This window comes from Desulfobaccales bacterium (genome assembly GCA_041648175.1).
In the GTDB taxonomy this organism is placed as follows: domain Bacteria; phylum Desulfobacterota; class Desulfobaccia; order Desulfobaccales; family 0-14-0-80-60-11; genus 0-14-0-80-60-11.
Genome location: JBAZPO010000011.1, coordinates 90,911 through 110,827, shown reverse-complemented (window position 1 = coordinate 110,827; position 19,917 = coordinate 90,911). Strand labels below are relative to the sequence as shown.

General features: G+C 57.9%; 22 protein-coding genes. 13 read left to right on the top strand and 9 right to left on the bottom strand.

The features are described 5' to 3' along the window. Positions 1-9 precede the first annotated feature (9 nt). Positions 10-432 (top strand): NIL domain-containing protein, encoded by a 423-nt coding sequence (locus tag WC600_11740; GenBank protein ID MFA4903400.1) that lies wholly within the window; start codon positions 10-12, stop codon positions 430-432. Continuing rightward, positions 433-1,557, top strand: a complete 1,125-nt coding sequence (locus WC600_11735) for an MFS transporter (GenBank protein MFA4903399.1) — start codon at positions 433-435, stop codon at positions 1,555-1,557. Positions 1,558-1,714: 157 nt separating this feature from the next. Here WC600_11735 and gpmA read toward each other — a convergent pair whose 3' ends face one another. From gpmA to miaB, 7 genes are all read right to left on the bottom strand, one after another. Next, positions 1,715-2,464 carry a 2,3-diphosphoglycerate-dependent phosphoglycerate mutase gene (gene gpmA, locus WC600_11730; GenBank protein ID MFA4903398.1) on the bottom strand — a complete coding sequence of 250 codons (750 nt, stop codon included), beginning with the start codon at positions 2,462-2,464 and terminating at the stop codon, positions 1,715-1,717. 282 nt (positions 2,465-2,746) lie between these two features. Beyond that, on the bottom strand, positions 2,747-3,241 hold the full coding sequence (rfaE2, locus tag WC600_11725) for a D-glycero-beta-D-manno-heptose 1-phosphate adenylyltransferase (GenBank protein MFA4903397.1): 495 nt from the start codon (positions 3,239-3,241) through the stop codon (positions 2,747-2,749). A gap of 54 nt (positions 3,242-3,295) precedes the next feature. Next, positions 3,296-4,045 (bottom strand): ComF family protein, encoded by a 750-nt coding sequence (locus WC600_11720; GenBank protein ID MFA4903396.1) that lies wholly within the window; start codon positions 4,043-4,045, stop codon positions 3,296-3,298. A gap of 146 nt (positions 4,046-4,191) precedes the next feature. Beyond that, complete coding sequence (locus WC600_11715) at positions 4,192-4,845, bottom strand: histidinol phosphate phosphatase domain-containing protein (protein ID MFA4903395.1); 654 nt, start codon at positions 4,843-4,845, stop codon at positions 4,192-4,194. Positions 4,846-4,950: 105 nt separating this feature from the next. Continuing rightward, positions 4,951-5,844 carry an alpha/beta hydrolase gene (locus WC600_11710; protein ID MFA4903394.1) on the bottom strand — a complete coding sequence of 298 codons (894 nt, stop codon included), beginning with the start codon at positions 5,842-5,844 and terminating at the stop codon, positions 4,951-4,953. A gap of 171 nt (positions 5,845-6,015) precedes the next feature. After that, a complete protein-coding gene (locus tag WC600_11705) occupies positions 6,016-6,513 on the bottom strand; it encodes a bifunctional nuclease family protein (protein MFA4903393.1) in 498 nt (165 codons plus the stop codon). Then, on the bottom strand, positions 6,507-7,889 hold the full coding sequence (miaB, locus tag WC600_11700) for a tRNA (N6-isopentenyl adenosine(37)-C2)-methylthiotransferase MiaB (GenBank protein ID MFA4903392.1): 1,383 nt from the start codon (positions 7,887-7,889) through the stop codon (positions 6,507-6,509). The genes WC600_11705 and miaB overlap by 7 nt, the downstream gene beginning before the upstream one ends. A 438-nt stretch (positions 7,890-8,327) precedes the next feature. On the opposite strand from miaB, the gene WC600_11695 reads away from it, so the two are divergent. From WC600_11695 to WC600_11685, 3 genes are all read left to right on the top strand, one after another. After that, positions 8,328-9,041: a rhomboid family intramembrane serine protease gene (locus WC600_11695; GenBank protein MFA4903391.1), complete on the top strand. Its 714-nt coding sequence runs from the start codon at positions 8,328-8,330 to the stop codon at positions 9,039-9,041. 40 nt (positions 9,042-9,081) lie between these two features. After that, the gene (locus tag WC600_11690; protein ID MFA4903390.1) at positions 9,082-9,540 is read left to right on the top strand and encodes a PPC domain-containing DNA-binding protein; all 459 of its coding nucleotides are present in this window, start codon (positions 9,082-9,084) and stop codon (positions 9,538-9,540) included. Between the two features lie 168 nt (positions 9,541-9,708). Beyond that, positions 9,709-10,533 (top strand): inositol monophosphatase family protein, encoded by an 825-nt coding sequence (locus WC600_11685; GenBank protein ID MFA4903389.1) that lies wholly within the window; start codon positions 9,709-9,711, stop codon positions 10,531-10,533. Between the two features lie 31 nt (positions 10,534-10,564). Here the strand turns inward: WC600_11685 and WC600_11680 are convergent, their stop codons facing one another. Next, entirely contained in the window at positions 10,565-10,789 is a 225-nt protein-coding gene (locus tag WC600_11680; GenBank protein ID MFA4903388.1) for a type II toxin-antitoxin system HicA family toxin, read from the bottom strand. Continuing rightward, entirely contained in the window at positions 10,768-10,995 is a 228-nt protein-coding gene (locus WC600_11675) for a type II toxin-antitoxin system HicB family antitoxin (GenBank protein ID MFA4903387.1), read from the bottom strand. The genes WC600_11680 and WC600_11675 overlap by 22 nt, the downstream gene beginning before the upstream one ends. 355 nt (positions 10,996-11,350) lie before the next feature. Here WC600_11675 and trpE point away from each other — a divergent pair, with 355 nt between their 5' ends. From trpE to trpD, 8 genes are all read left to right on the top strand, one after another. Further along, positions 11,351-12,826 (top strand): anthranilate synthase component I, encoded by a 1,476-nt coding sequence (gene trpE, locus WC600_11670; GenBank protein ID MFA4903386.1) that lies wholly within the window; start codon positions 11,351-11,353, stop codon positions 12,824-12,826. A gap of 97 nt (positions 12,827-12,923) precedes the next feature. Continuing rightward, positions 12,924-13,496: an aminodeoxychorismate/anthranilate synthase component II gene (locus tag WC600_11665; protein MFA4903385.1), complete on the top strand. Its 573-nt coding sequence runs from the start codon at positions 12,924-12,926 to the stop codon at positions 13,494-13,496. A gap of 109 nt (positions 13,497-13,605) precedes the next feature. Next, a complete protein-coding gene (locus WC600_11660; protein ID MFA4903384.1) occupies positions 13,606-13,920 on the top strand; it encodes a 4Fe-4S dicluster domain-containing protein in 315 nt (104 codons plus the stop codon). Then, positions 13,917-15,053: a 2-oxoacid:acceptor oxidoreductase subunit alpha gene (locus WC600_11655; GenBank protein ID MFA4903383.1), complete on the top strand. Its 1,137-nt coding sequence runs from the start codon at positions 13,917-13,919 to the stop codon at positions 15,051-15,053. Before WC600_11660 ends, WC600_11655 begins: the two co-directional genes overlap by 4 nt. A gap of 271 nt (positions 15,054-15,324) precedes the next feature. After that, positions 15,325-16,176, top strand: coding sequence for a 2-oxoacid:ferredoxin oxidoreductase subunit beta (locus WC600_11650; GenBank protein ID MFA4903382.1), 852 nt, complete (start codon positions 15,325-15,327; stop codon positions 16,174-16,176). A gap of 63 nt (positions 16,177-16,239) precedes the next feature. Further along, positions 16,240-16,815: a 2-oxoacid:acceptor oxidoreductase family protein gene (locus WC600_11645; GenBank protein MFA4903381.1), complete on the top strand. Its 576-nt coding sequence runs from the start codon at positions 16,240-16,242 to the stop codon at positions 16,813-16,815. Beyond that, on the top strand, positions 16,799-18,790 hold the full coding sequence (locus WC600_11640) for a hypothetical protein (protein MFA4903380.1): 1,992 nt from the start codon (positions 16,799-16,801) through the stop codon (positions 18,788-18,790). Before WC600_11645 ends, WC600_11640 begins: the two co-directional genes overlap by 17 nt. 32 nt (positions 18,791-18,822) lie before the next feature. Continuing rightward, entirely contained in the window at positions 18,823-19,890 is a 1,068-nt protein-coding gene (gene trpD / locus WC600_11635) for an anthranilate phosphoribosyltransferase (GenBank protein MFA4903379.1), read from the top strand. Positions 19,891-19,917 lie beyond the last annotated feature (27 nt).

The window sequence follows — 19,917 nt, the reverse complement described above, 5'->3', positions numbered from 1 at the left end:
GGCCGGTATATGCATGCGGAAATGTTAGTGCTGCGGTTTTCCCAGGAGGTGGTGGATCAGCCCATCATTTACCGCCTGGTCAAAGATTATGACCTGGAGTTTAATCTGCTCAAGGCCACCATCTATCCCCGGAAAGAAGGGGTGATGGTCATGGAGCTCAGGGGGCATCCGAAAAATTTTCGCCGGGGTCTCAAGTACCTGAAGGATTCAGGGGTTAAGGTCCAGCGGGTGGCCCGCGAGGTGCGCCGCAATGAAGAGAGCTGTTACCAGTGCGGCGCCTGCACCGCGGTCTGCCCCACCGGGGCCCTGCGCGTCAAGCGGCCTGAGATGGAAGTCCTCTTTGACCCCGAAAAATGTAGCGCCTGCGAACTGTGTTGCCCGGTGTGCCCGGCCCGGGCCATGGAGGTTCGGCTCGACCGCAGCGCCTTGTAAGTGCGGTCCAATATTTTGCTGCCCTTTTATATCAGTGTCTATTCCGCGGTCGTCTCCTGCATCTACTTCCTGCTTCCCCTCTATTTAAAGGGGAATCTCCATTTTTCCGGGGGCCAGATCGGGGTCCTCTATGCAGTCCTCAGCCTGAACGCTATTCTGGTATCTTTCCCCGTGGGCGTCATCGGCGACCGTTATCCCGCCCGCATCCTTACCCGGATGGGCCTGGCGGCGACTGCGGCAAGCCTCTGGGGGCTGGCGCTTGTGGGGAGTTTCTGGCCCTTCCTGGCGGTCTTTTGGGGCTTCGGCCTGAGCCTTCAGCTCTTTCGGCTCTCTTTAGATACCCTCCTGTTCAAGGAAGACCATGCGGACGCGCCCCGGCGCCTGGGGCAGTACAATGCCATGCGCATGGGCGGGATGCTGGTGGGGGTGCTGTTGGGAGGCGCGGCATACTACTGGCTGAATTTCACCATAACTTTGAAGCTCTTCAGCGTGGGGCTGCTGATCCTGATCGGGCCTACGGTGCGTCTGCCGGTGACCCGGGGGGTGCGTACGGCCTTGTTTGACTATGGCCGGGATTTCTTGGCCGCTCCAGTACTCTTTTTCGTTAGCTGGCTCTTTCTCTTTACCCTGCACTGGGGGGCTGAGGCCACCAGCCTGTCGTTGTTTCTGGAGCACAACCTGGGACTGTCGCCCTTGGGGGTGGGTATCTACATGGCAGGGGAATTCGGGGTGGTGGCCCTAACCGCTTATATTTATGGGCGGTTCTGGGCCGGGCGCTTAAAGCCCCTCACTTTTCTGGCCCTGGCCCTGGTGTTTTCCGGCACCGGCCATATTTGCATGACGTATCCGGACCTGGCCTGGTCCTTCGCCTGGCGGGCGGTGCACGGGTTTGGGGACGGCCTCATCCTCATGGAGACCTATACCACCATCACCCGGCTTTTTCACGTGGACCGCATCGGCGGCAGCGCCAGCCTCATTGCGCTCACCACCACGATGGGGGTCTTTGCCGGTTCCCTGATCTTCGGTCCCTTGGGCGCGGCCTACGGCTACCAGATGCCGCTGATCATCTCCGGGGCCATCAGTCTGGCTCTGTTGCCGTTAGCCTATATGGGGTTGCGGGAGTAATTCGGGTTTCGATTGAGCCCCTTGCAAATATCTCCCTGCCTGTCATTCTGAGGGAGCGAAGCGACCGAAGAATCTCAAAAGGGGTGAAAATACGAGGTCCTTCGCTTCGCTCAGGATGACAAAACGGCTTTTTGCAAGAACCTCGATTCAATAAGAACTATTTTCCGCCCTTTAATTGGTTGGCCACGGCAAGGGCCGCCCGTTTAGCCGCCTCGGGGTCGCCCATATAACGGCTCCGGATGGGCGTTAGATCATCATTCAGTTCGTAAACCAGCGGGATGCCAGTGGGGATATTGAGGGACACGATGTCATCGTCTGAAACCTTATCCAGATATTTCACCAAAGCCCGCAGACTGTTGCCGTGGGCGGCGATGAGTACCCGTTGCCCCGCTTGCATGGCCGGAGCGATGACTTTCTGCCAATAAGGCAGAAAACGCGCCACTACGTCTTCGAGACATTCGCTCAGGGGAAGTTCTTCGGGAGACAGATCGGCGTAGCGCGGGTCACTCCCAGGATAGCGCGGGTCGTCCGGCGTTAAAGCCGGGGGTGGTATGCTGTAGCTGCGGCGCCAGATTTTCACCTGCTCCATGCCGAATTTTTCGACGGTCTCCGCTTTGTTGAGCCCCTGGAGCGCGCCATAGTGACGCTCATTCAAGCGCCAACTATGGTGAATCGGGAGCCACATCAGGTCCATCCCCTCCAGCGCGATCCACAGGGTCTTGATGGCCCGCTTGAGCATTGAAGTATAGGCGACATCAAAGACGAAACCTTCCTCCTTGAGAAGGCGACCGGCCTCGATGGCCTCCTGGACGCCTTTGTCACTCAAACCCACATCGATCCAGCCCGTGAAGCGATTTTCCTGGTTCCAGATACTTTCACCGTGTCTGAGCAGCACGAGTTGTTTCATTACTTTATCTCCTGTTATCTCCTAATACCAAGTTGCGGTCATACAGGTAATTATAGTTTTTGTAGGGGCGGACCTATGTGTCCGCCCTCAGAGTGGTCGCACATGCAAGTGTGCCTCTACAAAACCGAAGCTATTTTTACTTCTATGAGCGCAACTTGGTATAAGTGACCCGCGGTAATGGCTTTTAATATCTCCCGCTGGTCTTGCGGAAGTCAAGCTGTTTCAAAATTTTTATAAATTGTGCAGGTTATCAGCGCATAGATCCCGTCGAGGTCGATTCCCTTAACAACCGGATTGGATGCGTTTGATCAGTGCGGAGGTGGAGTAACCGGCCACGAAGGGCAGGGTCAAGACCTTGCCGCCCCGGGCTTCGACCACCTCGCGGCCGACGATTTCATGGAGTTGGTAGTCGCCGCCCTTTACCAGGATGTCGGGTTGTAGGAGGGTGATGAGCGCCAGGGGTGTGTCTTCATCAAACAACACTACCCGGTCCACGCAGGCCAGCGCGGCCAGAACCCGGCCCCGATCGGCTTCTGGAGTGATAGGGCGGCCGGGGCCTTTATTCAAGCGCACCACGGAAGCGTCGGTGTTGAGTCCGACGATCAAGGCGTCCCCCTGGGAACGGGCCTCTTCCAGGTAAGCCACGTGACCAGGGTGCAGCAGATCGAAGCAGCCGTTAGTAAAGACCACTTTTTGGCCCTGGCCCTGGAGGTCTTGGACCCACATGGCCGCGGCGTCCCTATAAATCACCTTATGGCTGGTGGTGCATTCGCTCATGAAAGTCTCAATCCCTTTTCGCCTTTTCGCCTCTTCCCCTTTTCCCCCTACTTTCTAATCATGTTTCACCCGGGCCACGGTGAGGACGTCCACCCGGCGGGCGCCGGCCTTCAGCAAGGCCTTGGCGCATTCTCTGACCGTGGCGCCGGTGGTAAAGACATCATCGAGGAGTAAGACGTTTTTGCCTTTGACCAGGGCTGGGTTGGGCACGGCAAAGGCTCCCTTGACGTTGTCCCGGCGCTCTTTAGGCTTGAGTTCGACTTGGGGCACCGTGTGGCGCACTCGCACCACCACCTCCCGCGCTATAGTCACTCCAGGGAAGGCGTGAGCCAGGAGCAGGGCCTGGTTAAAGCCGCGCTGCCTCAAGCGCCTGGGGTGGAGAGGCACGGGGGCTATGAGGTCCGCGTCCGCCAGCAATTCCAGGCATAGGGGATGCTGCAGCCAGGTCTGCATCACCGGGAGGTAGGCCATTTTGCCACCGAACTTGAAGCGCTTGACGGCTTGGGCGGTGGGGCCATCATAAATGGCCGCGGCCCGGGCCCGAGTGAAGGCAGGCGGGTCCGTGGTGCAGTCGCCGCAGACGCGGTCGACGCCGTCCCGGGAGGCAAACACCGCGCCGCAACACGTGCACAGGGGGCTCTCCACCCACTCGATCTGGCCCTCGCACTCCGGGCAGACCGCGATCTCCGCCTCTTCCCCCACTGCCGTGCCACAAAAGAGACACAACCGGGGCAGGAAGAATTCCAGGATGGAAAGGGCAGAGTTCTTGAGCCATCCCAATGGAGATATTTGGTCCAGATTCATTGGAATTTAGTGTTCATTGAATTTGAGGAATTGTCAATTGGTTAAATACTTCCAATAATTCCATTTTTCCAGGAGGGGGTTTGGGGGAACCTCGCTTTTTCTAAAAAAGCGGGGTTCCCCCAAAATCTTTTGCTTGCCTCTCCTTCCTACAACTCCGCCAGGCGGCGGGCCAGGGCTTCGGCGTCGGTGAAGAGGGTTTGGACTGCGGCGTCCCGCAGGCCTGCGCCCTTGGCGATGCGTTCGGCCTGCTGCCGGGTGATGAGGTCAGACGGGCTATGGGAGTCGGTGTCGACAATAAGGGAGGCGCCCACCTCCAGGGCCACCCGGGCCACGTGGCCGTTGGCCAGAGAGTGCCCTTTGCGGGCGGACAGTTCCAGGAAAATGCCCCGCTCCCGGGCCAGAGCGGCGTCCTCTAAGGTGATGAGGCCGGGATGGGCCAGGATGTCGATGTCGGCCTCGATGGCGGCCCGGTTGGTGCCGGGCGCCACTGGTTCAGCCAAGGTCTCGCCGTGGATCACGATGAGGGGCACCCCCAGGGCCCGGGCCTGGGCGGCCAGAGGAGCAATGAGGGCCGGGGGCAGATGGGTGAACTCGAGCCCGGGGATGAGCACCGGGTAGTCGCCCCGGTTGAGGCTCAAGGCTGCAGTTCTTAGCCGGGCAAAGACCACCTCGAAGTTCGAGGCATCGACATGGTCAGTTATGCCGAGATAGCGATAGCCTTTGACATGGGCCCGGCGCCACAACTCCGACGGCAGGAGTTCGCCGTCGCTATTTAAGGTATGGGTATGGAGATCGATCATAAGAGGTTGTTCGCTTTTAGTTTTTGGTTTTGCGCAACTTGTCAGCCAACAAGAATGGTTTGGTTGGTTAATGGTCTGGCCGTAGGTTAGGCTCCTGCTTAATTGCTAGGCCGTGAAGTGCCGTTGCATAAACTCAGTCACCTTCGCTTTCACCATGTTTCTGTGGGTAAAAATTGCGACATGCTCACCGCCATCAACTGCCAGAAGCTCGGCATTCGGCAGACGGGCCTTGAACATGTTGGCATGCACATCAAATTGCACCAGCTGGTCTTGAGTCCCATGGACAATCAGAACGGGGACGTTCAGGTTTTCTAAGGGGTAGGTGGCGGTCCGGGAAATCTTAATATCGTTTTCAGTACCGTCCAAACGCTGCCCCATTCGGTCAAAAGTGCTGAGCAACATTGTTGAGAATAATGGCCAGGTATCAGTATCATTGATCGTGCGAGCCAGAATTTCCGGGTCTCGGATGGAACGTTTGGCTAAGCCTTCTAAGTCTTTTTCAGCTTTCTTGCGGAAATTATTAGCAAACCAAGACCAACGCGCGAGATATTTCATTACCTTAAATGAAAAAGGGATAGGGGTATCAACCTTGTCAGCACAAGTCGATACCAAAACAAGTCCTGGACATCGGGCAGGGTGTCTCAGACCGAACTGCAGAGCGCTTGGTCCTCCACCGGAAACGGCCATGACACCTGCTTGGGCGACACCAAGGGTGTCCAACAAGGCTGCAATAAGATCACCCTGTTGTTCGGGGCTTTGTCCGGAACTCAGCGGCGTACCCAGATAGCCGGGCCGGCTCAAAGCTATATAGCGATAGCCGGCATTGCCGATGGTTTGGGCCAGGATCAGACTTTGGTCGTAACCGCCCATAGCACCATGGATGACAACCACAACCGGACCGTCCCCAATTTCAGCATACTCCACAGCACCGAGCGCGGTGTTCGCCGTTGTCGGTAGGAGTTTGCTTGATAATTGAGGGTCTTGGATAGCACAGGTCACAAAAATATCATTCCTTCTAATGCGAAATTATTATGTAATTTTAACAGGTTGTTGGGAGAATTACAATAATCAAAAGAGTCATTGGGCCACTCCAGGCGATTGACGGAGTGCACTCAGGAGGTGTGAGGAGATTATTTAGCCGGCTGTTTTAAAAAATAAAAACGATCTTTTTTACATCTTATACTTACCGAAATCCTCCGGGTCCAGTCCTTCCAGCACCTCGGTCCACTTTTTGGCGTCCTCGGTGGTGATGGCCTCCTTGGCGCTCAGGTCCACACGCCGGGCCTTTTGGATCACCACGTCGGCCACAAAGATGGGGGCCTTGGTGCGCAGGGCAATAGCAATGGCATCGCTGGGCCGTGCGTCAATACTGATCTCTTGACCTTCCCGAATGAGATAGATGAGGGCGAAATAAGTATTATCCCGCAGGTCGGTAACCTCTACTTTAGTCACCGTGGTCTCCATGAGCTCCATGATATTTTTCAGCAGATCATGGGTCATCGGGCGGGAGAACTTGATGTTCTCCAACTCGCTGGCAATGGCGGTGGCCTCCAACAACCCGATCCAGATGGGCACGGCTTTGTCCGAATCCACATCTTTCAGAATCATGATGGGACTGTTGGTGAACGGGTCGATGGTCAAGCCGGAAACCGTCATTTCTATTAACATGGTGCCTCCCTTGGGAATACCCCCAGATCCTCCTCCCTGCGATTAAAAGTGGACGAGGGCTGCACCCAACGGCCTTTCAGCGAATGGGGGTGCGCCTCGATTATGGTCACACGGGTCAGACAGCCCAGCAATTTTTGGGGCCCGATAAAGTTGACGACTTGATTGGTCCGGAGCCGCCCGCAGAGTTCTTCGGGGGAACGCTTACTTTTGCCTTCCACCAGCACTTCCAGTTCTTGTCCCACCAGGCGGGCGTGGGATTTACCGGTGAGCTCAGCCTGCAAGGCCTGCAGCTGAATCAGGCGCTCGGTTTTGATATCTTCCGGCACCTGATCGGGAAAAGAGGCGGCCCGAGTCTGGGGACGGGGGGAATACTTGAAAGAAAAGGACTGGTCGAACATAGCTTCCCTCATCAGCTCCAGGGTCTGGTCGAAGTCGGTTTCGGTCTCCCCTGGAAAGCCTACGATGAGATCGGTGGTGAGTGCGATAGTGGGGCAGGCTTGCCGCAACGCGGTGATTTTTGTCAGGTATTCTGTCCCGGTGTAACCGCGGTTCATCTTCTTTAGAATCCTGTCGGAACCGGACTGCACCGGCAGGTGGAGATGCTCACACAAGGCCCGCAACTCGCCGAAGGCGCCGATCAGCTCGGGAGACAGGTCCCGGGGGTGAGAGGTGGCGAACCGCAGGCGGTCCAGGCCTGACAGACGATCAAGATGCCGTAGCAACTGGGGAAACGTTACAGGCTCAGGCAATCCCCGGCCGTAGGAATTAACGTTTTGGCCCAGGAGGGTGACCTCCTTGCCGCCCGCGGCCACAAACGCGGCGACCTCGTCGACAATGGCCTCAGGCTCGCGGCTGCTCTCCCGGCCCCGCACGTAGGGGACCACACAATAAGTGCAAAAATTATTGCAGCCCCGCATGATGGTCACCATGGTTTGCACCTTCCCCGGTGACCAGCCGTAATGGGGTAAATCCAGGATTTCAGGCGTCAGGGCCACGTCCACCAGCCTTTCGCCCATTGAGGCTCGGTGCACCAGGTCAGGCAGCCGATAGATACCTTGGGTGCCGAACACCAGGTTGAGATGGGGGGCAGCCGCCAACAGCCGTTCGCCTTCTTGTTGGGCGACGCAACCTCCAACGCCCAGGATGAGCTGGGGACGCCGACGCTTCAGGAACTTTAAACTTCCCAGGAGGCTCCGCACCTTCTCTTCGGATTTGCGGCGAATGGCGCAGGTGTTGATCAGATAGAGGTCGGCATCCTCGGCATGGGGCGTCAGGGCATACTCATGGCCTAGAACCTGGGCCATCAACTCGGAATCGGCCACATTCATTTGGCAGCCAAACGTCCGGATATAAAGTTTCCTTTGCGCCCCAACCATGTATTCTATTTATTAGAAACTCCCCTCCTTGTCAACTCCGCTTTCCCGCTCTGGACAGCACCTCAGCATTGGAGTACAATGCGCATGGCACAAGGCCAGGAGCTTCCTCCCATACCTTAATGCCGGCAGAAGGAGCCTTTCTGAGAGACCTATGATGGCCATGGCTAACCGCGCCGCTCCCCAACAACCCCGCCGGGTTGCCCTCATGGGGCCGGAGATTCAAAGACTTACTACTCCGAGCCGAAAATGGGCTCCATCTGGTTCATATAAGCGCATTGAAAATCCCCCTAAATTCCCCTTTGCCAAAGGGGGACTTTCCATGGCATTCCGCCAGGTTCCCCCCTTTGAAAAAGGGGGGTTAGGGGGGATTTCTCTCAGGGTCGAGGTTACCAAAAGCAACCTATCAGATGCTGTGCTCAATAAGCCCGGAGCCGCGGCGTGATTCCGGTGCGCGGGGCGCCGGCCAAGAGCCGGTGGCCTTGGATCACGCTGGGCCTGATCGCCGTCAATCTGGCAATTTTTCTCTATCAACTGCACATCGGTTCCGACGCCGCTACGGACCTGTTTTATCAGAAAGGAGCGGTGGCCTCCAAACTAAGCAGGCTCAAGGTCCTGAGCCTTAAGCAGTCCGTGGGGCTGTTGCCCACTATGTTCAGCTCCCTTTTCCTCCACGCGGGCTGGGTCCACCTCATCGGTAACATGTGGTTCCTCTGGGTCTTTGGGGAAGCCCTGGAGGATGACCTGGGACACCGACGGTTTCTGGGCTTCTACCTGTTTTGCGGCTTCTTCGCCTGCATCTTTCACGTGCTGGCGGCCTCCAGCCTTGGTGCGCCGCTGATCGGCGCCAGCGGCGCGATCGCCGGGGTCTTGGGAGGGTACCTGATCCGGCTGCCCAAGTCGCCCATCTGCACCATTGTTTTCTGGCGTCTGCGCCCGGAGACGGTGTACATCCCCGCCTTTGTCTGGCTGGGACTGTGGCTGGCGCTGCAATTCTACGGCCTGCGTAGCGGCGGTGCGGTGGCCTGGATGGCCCACCTGGGCGGGTTCTTTATAGGCCTGCTCACGGTCAGCCTGTTCACGCCATTGAGCCCGGCCGCGGCCTTCCCCAAAGCCACTCCGAAAAAGGGCAGCAGTAAGGGCAAGAAGAAATAGGCGGTTTGGGTTTACCCACGATATAAAGAAGGGAGGCAGTATGCATTACACGGAAGGTAAGATGGGCCGGGTCTTTGTCCTGAGACTGGAAGACGGGGAGCGTCTGAACGATACCCTGGAGGCCTTTGCCCGGGAGCAGAATCTTGCCCACGCTCTGGCCTTCTTCCTGGGCGGCTCCGCCAGCGGCAGTAAGGTGGTGGTGGGCCCCGATGCCGACCGCACTGATGCCGTTGTGCCGCTCATCCATATGCTCCAAGGCTCCCAGGAAGTTCTGGCGGTGGGCACACTTATCCCCGACGAGGCTGGTTTGCCGGTGCTCCATATGCATGCCGCCGCGGGCCGAGAAGGCCAAGCCACTGTGGGCTGCACCCGGGCTGGGGTGGACGTCTGGCTGGTAGGCGAGGTAGTCTTGCTGGAGATTGTCGGGGTCGCAGCCCTACGCCGGAAAGACGCGGCAACGGGGTTTCAGTTGCTGACGGTAGGGTCGGCGGAGAAATAAATCAGCCCTATTTACCTCTCCCTATAACTGATTAATTTAAGTGGAAAGATCGAGCTTAGGACAGGTAGGGTAGGGGCGGGTTTTAAACCCGCCCCTACAAGGTGGCCAGCGTTGCACGAGCGTAACGTTGGTCAAGCCCTCCAGGCAAAGCTATTGAGGTGGAAGCAGATGATGGACAAAATCGCCCAGATCGGGCGGCAAGCCGCTCTGGCCGCGGGCGCGGTGATGCGTTTGAATTACGAGCAACCCCATGAGATCACCATGAAGGGGGCTATCGACCCGGTGACCGAAACCGACTACCAGTGCCAGGAAATCATCATCGGCATGATCCACCAGGCCTTCCCGGACCATGGGTTTCTGGCGGAGGAAACGGCGGTAGGGGAGCCGCCTCCGGCTGCCCAGGAAATTGGCTCCCCCGGCCTGGCCTGGGAAGCCGACGCGCCGCCGATCTGCCGCTGGATCATCGACCCCCTGGACGGCACCGTCAATTTCGCCCACGGGTTTCCGGTGTTTTGCGTGTCCATTGCGTTTGAAACAGACGGGGTGCTGGAATATGGGGTAGTCTACGACCCTCTGCGGGACGAGCTCTTCGAAGGGAAAAGGGGCGAAGGGGCCTGGCGGAACGGTCACCCTATCCGGGTCTCCGACACCGACCGGATGGATCGGGCCCTCATTGCCACGGGGTTTCCCTATGACATCAGGGAGCGCGTAACCGAGTCCATGGCCAGGTTAGGCCGGGTGGTGGCCAGCGCCCAAGGGGTGCGCCGGGCCGGGGCCGCGGCCATGGATATGTGCTATATCGCCTGCGGCCGCTTTGACGGCTACTTCGAAGAAAATCTGAAACCCTGGGATACGGCCGCAGGGTTGGTCATCGTCACGGAGGCGGGAGGGAAGATAACTGCCTTTGATGGCGGTGACTACGACATTTTTGCACCTAATATTGCGGTGAGTAATGGCGCGTTGCACACAAAATTATTGTCTTTTTTGAAGTGATAGCTATAAGTAGGGGCTGAAACTCGCCAGATTAAGTCAGGGAATCTAAGAATTCTTCCAGAGATATCCCGGCTCGGGCGATGAGGCTGCGCAGAGTTCCGCGAGCCACAAAGGGATGGTCGGGGATAGAGAGGGTGGCGATATGACCGGGCTTGGTCATGATGATGTGGCTGCCGCGTTGCCGGGCTGTTTCCCAGCCGAGTCTTTCGAATGCTTTTATTACTTCCCTGGGCCTTAATAGGGGGATTGTCCCCATTGAACTTCAACCTCAATCTGGCGCGTCGGAACGGTTAGTGGCATGCCTTTTTCGGCTCGTACTGCCAGGCATTCTCTAATTGCCTCATGTATGTTTTTTTCCGCCTCAGCTTCGGTTTCTCCCTGGCTGACGCAACCGGGGATGGCAGGGCATTCAGCGATATACATGCCGTCTTCATCCTGGAATAAGGTGATAAGAAATCTCACTTCTCTTCCTCCGGAAGAAATTCACTTTCTCAAAAAATATATTGACGCATTTTCTGAATTGATTATATATTAAAAACCATGGAAAAAAAGCAATTGAATGGTCAAAACAACTGGTGCTGGTGGCGCGTGATGGCGGGTTCGTGAGGTGCGTCCGGCAACAGGTTTGATATTTTGGGGCCCCTCACGAGAGGGGCCTTGGTTTTTGCAGGCGGAAAAGCCGTGGCCCATAGGGGTGCACGGCTTTTTTTGTTAACCGCCGATGCACGCAGACATACGCCGATAAAAAATGCATTTTATCTGTGTTTATCGGCGTTCATCTGCGGTAAAAGTAAATATCTTAACGGACGGAGCAGGCATGGTTTATCCTGATTTTGAGACGTTCACCGAAATGTCCCGGCAAGGGAATCTGATTCCGGTCTATAGGGAGATTCTGGGGGATTTGGAGACCCCGGTGTCGGCCTATAAGAAGTTGCGCAGCGAGGGGTGTTCCTTCCTCCTGGAGAGCGTGGAAGGCGGTGAGAAGTGGGGGCGCTTCAGTTTTCTGGGGCTCAACCCATCGCTGATGTTCCAGGTTAAGGGGGGGCAAACCACCATCCAGCGCCAGGGCCGCACCGAAGTCATGGACCCCGCCGCCGACCCCTTTGAGCACCTGCGGAAATTGTTGGCCGGGTTTACCCCTGTGGCGACAGAGGGACTGCCCCGGTTCTGGGGCGGTTTGGTGGGCTACCTGGGGTACGACATGGTGCGCTACATCGAGCGGCTGCCGAATCTGACTCCGGCCACCGACATGCCCGAGGCCAGGCTGATGCTGGCGGATAACCTGCTGATTTTCGACAACCTGCGTCAGACTATCAAGATCCTGGCCCTGGTGCACCTGGACCCGGAGGCGCCTTTAAAGGACCAATACGACCGGGCGCTGACGGCCATCGATGTGCTCGCCGGCCGCTTGCGCCAACCGGTGCCCCTGGGAGAGGCCCCGCCGCCGGTAGCGCCACCCCCCCTGACATCCAACCTGTCCCAGGCGCGGTTTGAAGACATGGTGCGCACGGCGAAGGAATACATCGCCGCGGGAGACGTCATTCAGGTGGTGCTGTCCCAGTGTTTTTCCACCCCGCTGCGCCACGACCCCTTCGACCTGTACCGGGCTCTGCGTTCTATCAATCCGTCGCCCTATATGTTCTACCTGGACCAGGGGGATATCAAGGTGGTGGGGGCATCGCCTGAGATCCTGGTGCGCCTGGAGGACGGCCAGGTCAACTACCGGCCCATTGCCGGCACCCGCCCCCGAGGTGCGACCGCCGCAGAAGATCAGGCCCTGGAAGCCGAGCTTTTGGCCGATCCCAAGGAGCGGGCCGAACACCTGATGCTGGTGGACCTGGGCCGCAACGACGTGGGCCGGGTGGCCAAGATCGGCAGTGTTAGAGTGCCGGAGTTGTTCAGCGTCGAACGCTACTCCCACGTCATGCATATCGTATCCCAGGTGGAAGGGGAACTGGCCCCGGAACACGACGGCCTGGACCTGCTCAAGTCAACCTTTCCCGCCGGCACCGTGGCCGGGGCCCCCAAGGTCCGGGCCATGGAGATCATCGAGGAACTGGAGCCCACGCGGCGGGGACCCTACGCCGGTGCGGTAGGGTACCTCAGCTTCGGCGGAAACCTGGACTTTTGCATCACCATCCGCAGCTTCACCATCCACCAGGGACGGGTCTATCTGCAGGTGGGCGCCGGAATCGTGGCGGACTCGGACCCGGCCACTGAGTTCCAGGAAACCGTGAATAAGGGAATGGCCCTGATGCGGGCCCTGGACCGGGCGGATGAGGGGTTGATGTGATTGATGTGAAGGCAGTAATCAGTAATCAGTAATCAGTAGTCAGTGATCAGTGAAAAAAGTGATAACTGATTACTGATCACTTTAATCAGGAGCTTTTATGTTAGTCATGATAGACAATTACGATTCTTTTACTTATAACTTAGTGCAGTATTTCGGCCAATTGGGAGAGGACGTTAAGGTCTTCCGTAACGACCAGATCGACCTGAAAGGGCTGGAGCAGGTCAAGCCCAGCCGCCTGGTGATCTCCCCGGGTCCCTGTTCCCCCAACGAGGCGGGTATTTCGCTCGCGGCTATCCAGCACTTTGCCGGGCGCGTGCCCGTCCTCGGGGTGTGTCTGGGCCATCAGGCCATCGGTGCGGCCTTTGGCGGCAAGGTGATCCGGGCCCCTCGCCTGATGCACGGCAAGACCTCCCTCATCTATCATGACGGGAAAGACCTGTTCCAGGGGATTCCTTCACCCTTCGAGGCGACGCGTTATCACTCCCTCATTGTGGAGCGGGAGAGCCTGCCGGATTGCCTGGCGGTTTCAGCTCAAACCTCAGTGGGGGAGATCATGGGGCTGCGCCATAGAACCCTCGCGGTGTTCGGGGTCCAGTTCCATCCGGAATCGATTCTTACCACTGAGGGTATCAATGTGCTGCGTAATTTCCTGAAACGCCAGAGGGGTTAAAGGAATATGGAATTTGGGGGGACCCCGCTTTTTATCAAAAGTGAGGTTCCCCCAAACCCCCTCCTGGGAAAATATAGGGCGCCCGTTACAACTAAAAATTGAGTCTTTCATGGAACGAGATACAAGTTCGGAGAAAGAATTAAGTCAAGATTCAGAGCCAGGTGCGGTTGCAGGGGGAGAGTATCCCGAGACAGCCCACCCGGAATACCGGATTAATATCTACCGGGATTGGTGCAAATCCTGCGGCATCTGCGCGGCGTTTTGTCCCCGGCAGTGCTTGAGTCTGGATGCAGATGGGGCCCCGGTGGTGGACCGCGCCGAGCGCTGCACGGGTTGCCGCTGGTGCGAGTTGCACTGTCCGGATTTCGCCATTTGTGTTAGGGAAGTGGTACCCCAAGACCAGCAATCCGAGAAAGCGGAATGAAAACATCTCCTGGACAATCTCGACTGCTGCAAGGTAACGAAGCCGTGGTGGAAGGCGCTTTGGCCGCGGGCTGCCGGTTTTTTGCCGGGTATCCCATCACCCCGGCCACTGAAATCAGCGAAGTTATGGCGCAGCGGCTGCCCGGGGTAGGGGGCACCTTCATCCAGATGGAGGATGAGATCGCCTCTCTGGGCGCGGTGATCGGGGCCTCCCTGGCCGGCGTCAAGGCCATGACCGCCACCAGCGGTCCGGGGTTTTCCCTGATGCAGGAAAACCTGGGGTTTGCCTGTGTGGCGGAAGTCCCCTGCGTCATCGTTAATGTCATGCGGGGCGGCCCCAGCACGGGTCTGCCCACCCACGTGAGCCAGGGCGACGTCATGCAGGCCCGGTGGGGCACCCACGGCGATCATCCTATTATCGTCCTGGCCGCGGCCACGACCCGGGATTGCTTCGACCTCACGATCAAGGCCTTCAACCTATCGGAAAAATACCGAACTCCGGTGATTCTCTTAACCGACGAAGTGGTGGCCCACACCCGGGAAAAGTTGGTGCTCCCGGATGCGGGCGTGGAAGTGGTAACACGTGAGCGTCCCGACGTGCCCCCGGAATGGTATGTCCCTTACGCGGACAACACCCGGGGGGTGCCACCCATGGGGATTTTCGGCGACGGGTACCGCTACCACGTCACCGGCCTGATTCATGATGTGCACGGTTTTCCCACCGAGCGCAAAGATGAGATCGTGCCATTCCTAAACCGGCTCTTTCGCAAGATCACCCAGCATTTTGGCGATATTCTGATGGTGGAGGAAGAGCAGACCGCAGACGCCGAAATCCTGGTGGTGGCCTACGGCTCGGTGGCCCGTTCCGCCCGCCGGGCCGTCCGGGAGGCGCGGCAGCGGGGGATCAAGGCAGGGCTGTTTCAACTGGTGACCTTGTGGCCCTTTCCCCGGCGGCTGCTGGAACCGCACTTACGAAAAGTGCGCGGAGTCCTGGTTCCGGAACTCAACCTGGGCCAGATGTCCCGGGAGGTCAAAAGGGTCAATCAGGGCATGACCAGGATTGAGACCCTGAACCGGATTGATGGCGATTTGATTACGCCGGGGGAGATTTTGGAAAGGTTGATGACGCTCTAGTTTCTGCCACAAGACGTCACGAGTTCACGCGGTAGAGCGGGGAGAAACCGGAATGGTTACGATAGTCTGGGAAGAAATTAAGCAGGAAGGCATCAGCTGGGTTGCCAAGAGATCTATGTATAGAACCAAAGTCCCTGGTGGCTGGTTGGTGCGAATCCAAACTTCGGACACAGACTTCATAGTTTTCCTTCAGGACCCGGATTATAAATGGGTGTCGGATTGAAAGTCTTACTTTAACCAGAAGCTGAGTACTGCCAGCTTTGGGGTAAACATGCCCGAAGTCACTAAACTCATCCATAAGTACCTGCGGCACGAGAAGAAGTTTCCCCATGTCTGGTGCCCGGGGTGCGGCAACGGCATCGTTCTGGGGGCTTTGATCCGGGCCATTGACCGCACCGGCATAGAAAAAGACGACATCGTTCTAGTTAGTGGCATCGGCTGCTCGGGCCGCATGAGCGTGTATGTAGATTTTAACACCTTGCACACCACCCACGGCCGGGCACTGACCTTTGCCACGGGGGTGAAGCTGGCCAATCCAAAGCTTAAGGTGATCGTGGTCATGGGTGACGGCGATGCCACTGCGATCGGCGGCAATCATTTTATCCATGCCGCCCGGCGTAACCTGAATCTCACGGCCATCATCATCAACAACAATATTTACGGCATGACCGGCGGCCAGTATTCGCCCACCACGCCTTACGGGGCCCGGGCCACTACCTCGCCGTATGGGAACATCGAACACGCCTTTAACATCGCCGAGATGGCCGTGACTGCGGGCGCGGCGATGGTGGGACGGGGCACGGTGTATCATGCCACCTTGTTGGACCAGCTTATGGAGCAGGCCATCTTAAAACGGGGCTTTGCAGTGGTGGAAGTCATCAGCCACTGTCACACCCAGTTCGGCCTGAAAAATAAGCTGGGGGGGCCGGTGGAAATGATGCGCCGCCAGAAAGAGCTGGCCGTGCGGGTGGAGAAGGCGCAAACTATGAGCCCGGCGGAACTGGAGGGGAAGATCACCATCGGCATCCTGGTTGACCGGGACTTGCCCATCTATACCGAAGAGTACCAGAAGATTCGGGACGCGGCCCGGGCAGGAAATAAAAGTTCAAGGTTCAAAGTTTAAGTTCAAAGTTTATGGACATCGAATCGCAACCCTTGAACTTTGAACTTCGACTGGAAGGCAACCATGTCAAGTCGCTATGAGATCAGGTTAGCCGGGTCCGGAGGCCAGGGGTTGATCCTGGCGGGGATCATTTTGGCTGAGGCCGCTGGGGTTTATGACGGCAAGTTTGTCTGCCAGACCCAGAGCTACGGCCCCGAGGCCCGCGGTGGAGCGTCCAAGGCGGAAGTGGTCATCAGTGACGAGGAGATCGATTATCCCAAGGCCATTCAGCCCGATGTGCTGTTGGCGATGAACCAGAAATCCCTGGACGCTTACAGCGGTGATCTGAAACCCGGAGGCGCGCTCCTGGTGGACGCGGACCTGGTCACGGAGGTACCCTTAAGCCAGGCCGTGGCCGTGCCGTTTACCCGGATCGCCCGGGAGGAGTTGGGGAAAACCATGGTGGCCAATATCGTTGCCCTAGGGGCCCTGGCCCAACTCACCGGAGCCGTGTCTCTTGAAAGCCTGACAGCCGCGGTGCTGGCCCGAGTCCCCAAAGGCACCGAGGACTTGAATAAAAAAGCCTTGGCCGCGGGAGCCAGGGCAGTACAAGGCGCGTCGATGAGAAGGAGGCCGGAGCCGGGTGAGAACGAGTCATAATTCTTCGGGTCAACGACTCGGCGGGGGAAGAAGGGGCGCCGGTGGAAAACTGCTCAGGCTGATGCTGCTCTGCGCCTTTATTTTGCTTGGGGCCGGAGGTGGTTCGGCCCAGGCGCAGGGAAATGGCAAGGCTACCCTATTCCCAGGATTGGGCCAGTTGTCTGTGGCGGAAAAGTGGGTCCTGGAGCAAGTCGGCGCGGGTGAAGTTGCCGACCTGAAGGAGAGATTCGGCCCCGAAGAGGCTCCTCGTCAGCTTCGAGCCCATTTTGTAGAAGCCCTGTTCACCGATGGTTTTCCTGGGTTCAAGGTGCATCGCAGCGGCATCTATCTGGTTAATGCCATCATCCCCGACCCGGTCAGCCTGGAGTTTGCCACGGTCCCCCATACCGTGTTTCTCGTCGGCTGCCGATTCCAGGGCCTGGTAAATTGCGCCGGCTGCGAGTTTAAGAAGAGTCTGACCTTGAAACAGGCCGTGTTTACCCAGTCGGCCAATTTTTACCGGCTCAAAGTGGGGCTGGATGCCTTCCTGGGCGAAACGGTTTTCAAGGGACCGGTGGACTTCGGCGGCGCCACGATCGAGGGCCAGCTTGTCCTGTCGGGAGCCAGGTTTGCCGACCAGGCCCATGGAGCCAACTTTAATGGCTGCGTAACCGGTCAGAGCATCTCCCTTAAAAATGTGGTTTTTGAGGGGCCGGTGGATTTTACCGGCGTCAAGGTCGGCGGGGAATTCAACGCCGCGGGGGCGCACTTTACCGGTATTGATAAAAAAGCGATTCTGAATGGTTTAAAGGTAGCCCAAAGCGCCTCCTTCGTGAAGACCGTTTTTCAAAGCGCGGTGGATTTGGGGGGCGCGGAGATCGGCGGCGAGTTGTTTTTCGATGGGGCCCGCTTTGAATCGGGCGACCAAAAAGTGAGCTTCAACGGCCTCAAGGTGGGCCCGCGGGCCTCCTTTGACGGCACTGTGTTCAAGGGGCCGGTAGACTTCAGCATGGCTTCCGTAGCTGGGATGCTCATAATAAATCAGGCGCGGTTCGAAAATCCCAGCCGGCCTCCCAACTTTTTCGGGTTGAAGGTGGACCAACATGCTTTCATCATGGAGACGGTCTTTCAGGGAGGTCTATCCATGGTGGGGACCAGCTTTAAGAACCTCATGCTTTCGGGAAGCAGCGACTCGACCCTTACCTATAAGGAAGTTAATCTTGACGCGGCGACGGTGGAATACGCCCTGATTCTGGGCGATCTCCACCTGGAGGTTCTCCAGGCCAGCCGGTTGCAGGTGAAAGGCCCGACGATTCTGAAAAATCTCACCATCACGCGCAAGGCCGACCTGCGGGACAGCAGTTTTTTCTCTTTGAAAATGCTGAACGTGGCGTGGCCAGCCAACCCGGAGGAAGTGTGGCTGGAGGGGTTGACCTATCAGAGTGTCAGCGCCGGGGAGGGACCCCAGGATTGGCAAAGGCTTTTGGCTTGGGTGAACCACAGCCGCTTCGACAACCGTAACTACCAGCAGTTGGAGGATTTTTTCCTGCATGGGGGCACCAAGGACCGGGCGAACACGGTGTATATCGAGGGCAAGCGCCGGGAGGTCATGCAGAAGTGGTGGCACCCGTATAATCTGGCGACCCTGGTCTTTTGGGACGGTCTGGCGGGGTACGGCAAAAAACCGGCCCGGACCCTCTGGGTCAGCCTGTTGATCGTGTGCATCGGGACTTTTGTCTTCGATTACCGGAATTTCGATCCTAATTTTATCGGCGGTTGGAACTGGCTGCTTAAGGGCAATCGCTCCAAGGGCATGGTAGTCCAATTTTTTCTGAGTCTGGATGAATTCTTGCCCGGGGTGGACTTAGGGCTGGCCAAACTGTGGCACATGGAAAAGATCTCGTTTCCCACCCTGCTCTATTACCATTTCCACAAGATCAGCGGCTGGATCTTGATTCCGATAGGATTGGCCGCAGTCTTGACGCAGTTTAAATGATTCGATAACCACAAAGAATGAAGGAAAAGAATATGCTCAAAGAAGCCATATTTAAAGTCGTTTCCCGGCAGGATTTAACCGAGGCTGAGATGGTCCGGGCCATGGAGATCATTATGAGCGGGGAGGCCACCGAGGCGCAGATCGGGGCCTTTATTACGGCCTTGCGCATGAAGGGCGAGACCGTGGATGAGATCACCGCGGCAGCGAAAGTTATGCGGGCCAAGGCCACCCGTATCCCTATCTCAGACGGACTCATCGACCTGGACCGGGACGAGATCAACGTGGATTGGGAGACGGTGGTGGATACCTGCGGCACCGGCGGCGACGCCACCTCCACTTTCAACGTTTCCACCACCACTGCGTTCGTGGTGGCCGGCGCGGGCTTGAAAGTCGCCAAGCACGGCAATCGAGCAGTTTCAAGCCGTTGCGGCTCCGCGGATGTCATCGAGGCCCTGGGGATCAATCTGGCATTGACGCCGGACCAGGTGGCCTGGTGCATCCTGGAGGTGGGCATCGGGTTTCTGTTTGCCCCCCAACTCCATGGGGCCATGCGCTACGCCATCGGCCCCCGGCGGGAGATCGGCATCCGCACCATCTTCAATGTGCTGGGACCCCTGACCAACCCGGCCAGCGCCAACGTCCAGGTGCTGGGGGTCTATGACGCCCGGCTCACCGAGCCCCTGGCGCTGGTTTTGGGTAAACTGGGGGGCAAAAGCGCCTTTGTGGTCTACGGCGAGGGCTCGTTCGACGAGATCAGCATCGTGGGACCCACACAGGTGAGTCAGCTTAAAGACGGAGCGGTGCGGACGTATACGATTGCCCCCGAAGACTTCGGCCTGAAACGAGCGACGCTTTCGGACATCAAGGGCGGTGACGTCTTTGAAAACGCCCGCATTGTGCGCCAGGTCCTGGCAGGGGAGGGGGGGCCTCGGGAAGATATGGTGGCCCTAAACGCGGCCGCGGCCTACATCGCCGCAGGGTTGGTCCCGGACTTTTCCAAGGGGATTGACCTGGCCCGAAAGGTTATTCACTCCGGGGCGGCCATGGCCAAGCTGGACGGTCTGATCGAGAAGAGCAAGTCGTTTAGCGCTGGGCTGTAGGGCGGCCTCACCCACCAACCTTTCGAC

Bases quoted from the DNA above. Each gene is read 5' to 3' on its own strand.
- rfaE2 (MFA4903397.1), bottom strand. From the start codon at position 3,241: ATGAGCGAATGCACCACCAGCCATAAGGTGATTTATAGGGACGCCGCG.
- gpmA (MFA4903398.1), bottom strand. From the start codon at position 2,464: ATGAAACAACTCGTGCTGCTCAGACACGGTGAAAGTATCTGGAACCAG.
- WC600_11680 (MFA4903388.1), bottom strand. From the start codon at position 10,789: ATGGGGACAATCCCCCTATTAAGGCCCAGGGAAGTAATAAAAGCATTC.
- WC600_11650 (MFA4903382.1), top strand. From the start codon at position 15,325: ATGCCCGAAGTCACTAAACTCATCCATAAGTACCTGCGGCACGAGAAG.
- WC600_11740 (MFA4903400.1), top strand. From the start codon at position 10: ATGCATGCGGAAATGTTAGTGCTGCGGTTTTCCCAGGAGGTGGTGGAT.
- WC600_11655 (MFA4903383.1), top strand. From the start codon at position 13,917: ATGAAAACATCTCCTGGACAATCTCGACTGCTGCAAGGTAACGAAGCC.
- WC600_11720 (MFA4903396.1), bottom strand. From the start codon at position 4,045: ATGAATCTGGACCAAATATCTCCATTGGGATGGCTCAAGAACTCTGCC.
- WC600_11660 (MFA4903384.1), top strand. From the start codon at position 13,606: ATGGAACGAGATACAAGTTCGGAGAAAGAATTAAGTCAAGATTCAGAG.
- miaB (MFA4903392.1), bottom strand. From the start codon at position 7,889: ATGGTTGGGGCGCAAAGGAAACTTTATATCCGGACGTTTGGCTGCCAA.
- WC600_11645 (MFA4903381.1), top strand. From the start codon at position 16,240: ATGTCAAGTCGCTATGAGATCAGGTTAGCCGGGTCCGGAGGCCAGGGG.
- WC600_11715 (MFA4903395.1), bottom strand. From the start codon at position 4,845: ATGATCGATCTCCATACCCATACCTTAAATAGCGACGGCGAACTCCTG.
- WC600_11665 (MFA4903385.1), top strand. From the start codon at position 12,924: ATGTTAGTCATGATAGACAATTACGATTCTTTTACTTATAACTTAGTG.
- WC600_11705 (MFA4903393.1), bottom strand. From the start codon at position 6,513: ATGTTAATAGAAATGACGGTTTCCGGCTTGACCATCGACCCGTTCACC.
- WC600_11685 (MFA4903389.1), top strand. From the start codon at position 9,709: ATGATGGACAAAATCGCCCAGATCGGGCGGCAAGCCGCTCTGGCCGCG.
- trpD (MFA4903379.1), top strand. From the start codon at position 18,823: ATGCTCAAAGAAGCCATATTTAAAGTCGTTTCCCGGCAGGATTTAACC.
- trpE (MFA4903386.1), top strand. From the start codon at position 11,351: ATGGTTTATCCTGATTTTGAGACGTTCACCGAAATGTCCCGGCAAGGG.
- WC600_11690 (MFA4903390.1), top strand. From the start codon at position 9,082: ATGCATTACACGGAAGGTAAGATGGGCCGGGTCTTTGTCCTGAGACTG.